Origin of the sequence: Thiorhodococcus drewsii AZ1 (genome assembly GCF_000224065.1) — a bacterium.
Classification (GTDB): Bacteria; Pseudomonadota; Gammaproteobacteria; order Chromatiales; family Chromatiaceae; genus Imhoffiella; species Imhoffiella drewsii.
Genome location: NZ_AFWT01000079.1, coordinates 1 through 5006, shown reverse-complemented (window position 1 = coordinate 5006; position 5006 = coordinate 1). Strand labels below are relative to the sequence as shown.

The 5006-nt window shown below is 64.3% G+C and carries 5 protein-coding genes; all 5 read left to right on the top strand.

Translation table 11 applies throughout. The features are described 5' to 3' along the window. A partial coding sequence (tnpB, locus tag THIDRDRAFT_RS22760) for an IS66 family insertion sequence element accessory protein TnpB (RefSeq protein WP_007043287.1) occupies positions 1-213 on the top strand: 213 nt, incomplete at its 5' end. Between the two features lie 48 nt (positions 214-261). Next, complete coding sequence (gene tnpC / locus THIDRDRAFT_RS22755) at positions 262-1734, top strand: IS66 family transposase (RefSeq protein WP_245535919.1); 1473 nt, start codon at positions 262-264, stop codon at positions 1732-1734. An 85-nt stretch (positions 1735-1819) separates the two neighbouring features. Next, entirely contained in the window at positions 1820-3985 is a 2166-nt protein-coding gene (locus THIDRDRAFT_RS24260) for a tyrosine-type recombinase/integrase (RefSeq protein WP_007043285.1), read from the top strand. Further along, on the top strand, positions 3982-4734 hold the full coding sequence (locus THIDRDRAFT_RS22740) for a tyrosine-type recombinase/integrase (RefSeq protein WP_007043284.1): 753 nt from the start codon (positions 3982-3984) through the stop codon (positions 4732-4734). Before THIDRDRAFT_RS24260 ends, THIDRDRAFT_RS22740 begins: the two co-directional genes overlap by 4 nt. A gap of 62 nt (positions 4735-4796) precedes the next feature. Next, positions 4797-5006, top strand: a 210-nt coding sequence (locus THIDRDRAFT_RS22735) for a transposase (RefSeq protein WP_007043283.1), incomplete at its 3' end; no start/stop codon positions are given.

Here is a 5006-nt window from a genome sequence, read left to right as displayed (position 1 = left end):
AATCGCGGGCGCGACATGCTCAAGATCCTGGTGTGGCAGCATAACGGCTTCTGGCTGTGGTACCGGCGCCTTGAGCGCGAGCGCTTCTGGTGGCCGATGTCGGCGAGCGAAGGGCCGGTCAAGCTGTCGGCGCGTGAGTTTCAGTGGTTGCTCGATGGGCTGGATCCGACCCGGGTTCAGGCGCATAAACGCGCCGATTTCGATCTCATCTAGCGTTCATAAGTATCCGATTTGACAAGGGAATCTGGTATAATGCCGGGCATGTCCAGCACCGCTCAACCCCTCCCCGACGCCCCCGCCGAACTGCGTGCGATCATCGCCCAGTTGACCGAGCAATTGGCCGAGGCGGAGCGTGAACGCGGGGCTCAGGAGCAGCGCATCGCGCAGCTGCTCGAGACCATCGAGCTACTCAAGCGCAAGCGTTTCGGGCGCAGCACCGATCAGGTTCCGGACAGCCAGCTGCGCCTGTTCGACGAAACCGAACTCGAGGCACTCATCGGCGCACTCGAGGCCGAGTTGCCTGCGCCCGCCGCGCCGGACACCGCCAAGGATAAGGAGACGCCGACCAAGCGCAAACCCGTGCGCCGTCCCCTGCCAAGCCATCTGCCTCGTGTCGAGCGTCTGCTCGATCTCGACGCGGAGGAGAAGGCCGCAATGGGGGATGACTGGAGCTTCATCGGCTACGACACCTCCGAGCAATTGGCCATCCTGCCGCGCCAGACCTACGTCATCGTCTACAAGCGCGCCAAGTACGTCGCGCGTACGCAGGACGTCCCGGGGGCCGAGATCGGGGTCAAGATCGCCCCACGTCCCGAACAGATCATCCCCAAGTCGATCGCCCACGCCTCACTGCTGGCGGGGATCGTCACCGCCAAGTTCGTCGATGCCCTGCCGCTGTACCGCCAAGAGCAGATCTTCGAGCGTGAGGGCATCGATCTGACCCGCCAGACCATGTCCGGGCTGCTGATCCAGCTCAACGCACCGCTCGCCCCGATCGCCGCTGCGCTCAAGGCCCAATTGCGCCAAGGCACGGTGGTCCACGTCGACGAAACGCCCGTTCAGGTGCTCCGCGAGCCCGGGCGCGACAACACCCAGACCTCCTACATGTGGGTGTTCTGCGGGGGGCCGCCCGGACAACCGGTGCGCTGGTTCGCGTATGCCGACAGCCGTGCCGCCTCCGTGCCCAAGGGTGTACTGCTCGAGACCCCAGCCCAGGCCGGTGGGACGGATCCACCGCCAGGGTTCTATCTGCAATCCGATGGCTACAGCGCCTACGGGGTCGTGGCCAATGCCCCCGAGGTGATCGGCCATGCTGGCTGCTGGACCCATGTGCGGCGCAAATTCGTCGACGCCGCCAGTGGGCGCAACAGCGGTGCCGCTCAGCAGATGCTCGCCTACATCGGCCAGCTCTATGCCGTCGAGAAACGCCTGCGCGAGGCCACGCCCGCCGAGCGCCATACCGCGCGCCTGCAACAGAGCCGCCCCATCCTCGACGCCATCAAGACCTGGCTCGACGCCACCGTCACCCGCACCCCGCCCAAGGGGCTGCTCGGCAAGGCGGTGCACTACGCGCTCGGCCAGTGGCCGATCCTCACGACCTTCCTCGAAGACGGTCGCCTCGAGATCGACAACAACACCGCCGAGAACGCCATCCGGCCCTTCGTCATCGGACGCAATTATGCGCACCTCCGGATTATGCGCAGTCGCCTTGAGCCCGTCTCTGTAAGCCGCTGATCTAAAAGTCGATTGACTGTCCGAGCAAGGACAGTACAACGCATAAGCTCTGAGTACACCTCGTCATCCCACTGGGAGGGCACTCATGTCCGATCAGCCTTGTACTCAGCCGTCGTCCGCAATCAGCGATGCCGATCTGCTCGAGTCGTTCAGCGTCTATCTCGAGCGGCGTGGACATCGCCATCAGGTCGCCCACCGCTACTGTCAAGCCGTTCGCCACTTTCTCCACTGGCGCCGCATGTCCGACGTCTCCGCTGAGGAGCGATTCGACAGACGCATGGTGCAGATCTTTCTTGATGAGCATCTGCCGGCTTGTCACTGTCCGGCGCCCATCGTGCGGACGCGCAAGACCGTTCGGGCGGCCCTCAATCAGCTCCTCATGATGACCGGCCAGCCGCGGTTGATCCCACAGGCGCCTCTGGCGTCCGCCATCATCGAGGACTCGGTCAGCGTCTTTGATGGCTACCTGAGGGAGGTCTGCGGGCTGGCGGAGCAAACCCGCCTGAGTCGTTGCCGCTACGTGCGAGAATTCCTGACCACCCTGTTTGGCACCGGGCCGCTTCTCCTGGAGCAACTCACCCCAGGACGCCTGATCGATTACATCACCGATTGGGCGTCCCAAGGCCACCGACGCGTGGCGACGGTCATGGTCTGCGCGTTACGCAACTATCTGCGTTACCTGCGCTTCGATGGCCAGGTTTCGGACAACATCGGGGAGCAGCTTCCGGCGCCGGCTCAGTGGCCGCTCGCCGCTATCCCGACCGCGTTGAGCGAGGCGGAACTGGCCCGGTTCTGGGCGGCCTTCGATCGCGGCACGCCGATCGGTCAGCGCGATTACGCCATGGCCCGCTGTCTGGCGGACATGGCGCTACGTTGCCATGAAGTGTCAGAACTGACGCTGGAGGCGGTCGATTGGCGTGCCGGGGTACTCACGCTGATCCATACCAAAGGTCAGCGGGTCGATCAGTTGCCGCTGCCGACAGTGACTGGGGAGGCCTTGGTCGCGTACTTGCGGACTGGCCGACCATCGTCCGCCAGCCGTCGCGTCTTTCTGCATCATCGCGCCCCGCTGGGTGCCCCAGTGGCCAAGACGACCGTGCGCGGGGCCGTTCGCCGCGCCTTTCGACGAGCAGGATTGCCTTGGACGGGCACGCACGTACTGCGTCATACCGTAGCCTGTCGCTTGCTCCAAGCAGAGTGCTCGCTCAAGGAGATCGCCGATGTCTTGCGCCATCGCAGCTTCGATACGACAGCCATCTACACCAAAGTCGATCTCCCCCAATTGGCTGGCGTGGCGCTGCACTGGACGAGCATGCCGGAACGGGTCGGCACCTATCTGCGTACGCGCCGGGCGCTGGGGTTCGCGCTGGTGATCGAGGGCCAACAACTGGAGCGCTTCGCCGCCTTTGCCGAACAGCAGGGATATCAGGGGCCATTCACGCTGCCCCTGGCGCTTGCCTGGGCCAATGCCTCGCGTACCCCTGAAGGGTTGGGACCGGCGCGGCGTCTGGAGGTCCTGCGTCCCTTCGCCAAGTACTGTCAGCTCTTCGAGCCGGATACCGAGGTGCCGCCACGGCGTCTGTTCGGACCGGCGCATCGGCGTCTGCCGCCGCACATCTATACCCAGGATGAGCTGGCCCAGTTGTTGGACGCTGCCGCTCAACTCCGCCCCACGGCGGGGCTGCGACCGGTGACGATCCGGACCCTGCTCGGACTGCTGGCGGCCACCGGTCTGCGCGTCGGCGAAGCGCTGCGGCTGAAGGATGCGGACGTGGATCTGGAGCAGCAAATCATTGAGGTGCGCCAGAGCAAGTTCCGCAAATCACGGTTGCTGCCCATCCACAGCAGCACCTGTGGCGCTTTGGCGGAATACCTAACCGTCCGGGACCGCCTCCTGGGTCGTCGACCAGCCGAGACGTTGCTCGTGTTCGACAACGCCCGGGCCATCACGACGCCGCAGGCCGACTACGCCTTTCAGCAACTGCGAAAACAGCTCGGCTGGGAGCGTCCGCTCGACGGCTCTGCGCCGCGGCTCTACGACCTTCGCCACAGCTTTGTCTGTTGGCGCTTGCTGGCCTGGTATCGTGATGGCCTTGATGTCAACCGCAAACTGGCGCACCTGGCGACCTATCTGGGCCATGCCAAAGTCTCCGACACCTATTGGTATCTGACCGGGATTCCTGAGCTGATGGCGATCGCCGCCGCCCGCTTCGAGCAGGCTGTCCCAGCGGTGGAGGAGGAGCGGCCATGAGCGCACCCGAAACCGATCTAGCCCGACTGCTGCAGCGCTTTTTCTATGAGCGTTTACAACAGCAACAGCATTTGAGCGCCCGAACCATCGCCAGCTATCGCGATACCTTCCGGCTCTTGCTCCGATTCGCCGAGACGTCCCTGGGGCGCGATGTCAGAACCCTCTGTCTGCGTGATCTGGATGCCCCCTTGGTGCTGGCGTTCCTCGATTACCTCGAAGCCCAAAGGCACAACTGTGCCCGCAGTCGCAATGCGCGTCTGGCGGCCATTCGCACCTTCCTGCACGATGCCGCGCTGCAGGAGCCGGCCGCCTTGCCGCAGATCCAGCGGATCCTGGCGATCCCGTCGAAACGCTTCGAGCGGCCCCTGGTGGGCTTTCTGTCCCGCGAGGAAATGGAGGCAATCCTGACCGCACCCGATGCCGAAACCTGGGCGGGGCGCCGGGACCGCCTGCTGTTGCTGCTGCTTTACAATACCGGCGCGCGCGTCTCTGAGCTCATCGCCATCCAGCGCCGGGATGTCGATCTGCAGCACAACGGTGCCGTGCATTTGCATGGCAAGGGACGCAAGGAGCGTGTCCTGCCGCTCTGGAAACATACCTCGGCAGCGGTACGCGCCTGGATGCGCACCCTGCCAACTGAGCCAACGCAAGCGCTACTCCCAAATCGCTTCGGTCAAGCGATGAGTCGCTCGGGCGTGGAGGAGCGCTTGCAACGCGCTGTCAGTGCGGCTACCTCCGGCTGTCTGTAGTGGTTCAATGAAAACGGACACCTTGCCAAGCGGCATAATGCCGACCGAAAGCGAGGTGAAGCATGGCGAAGCAAAGCAGACGTCAGTACACAGAAGATTTCAAGCGTGAAGCAGTCAAGCTCGTGGAGGAGCAAGGGCGCGGGGTCGCGGAGGTGGCCCGTAGTCTCGGCGTGCACCGCAGTCAGATCGAGCGCTGGCGAATCCAGTATGGGCAGGTCTCATCCTCGGCCGGAGCTGGGCACCTGAAGGGCGAGGAGGCCGAGGAACTCAAG

Coding starts and splice junctions, on each gene's coding strand:
- THIDRDRAFT_RS24260 (WP_007043285.1), top strand. CDS start 1,820: ATGTCCGATCAGCCTTGTACTCAGCCGTCGTCCGCAATCAGCGATGCC.
- tnpC (WP_245535919.1), top strand. CDS start 262: ATGTCCAGCACCGCTCAACCCCTCCCCGACGCCCCCGCCGAACTGCGT.
- THIDRDRAFT_RS22740 (WP_007043284.1), top strand. CDS start 3,982: ATGAGCGCACCCGAAACCGATCTAGCCCGACTGCTGCAGCGCTTTTTC.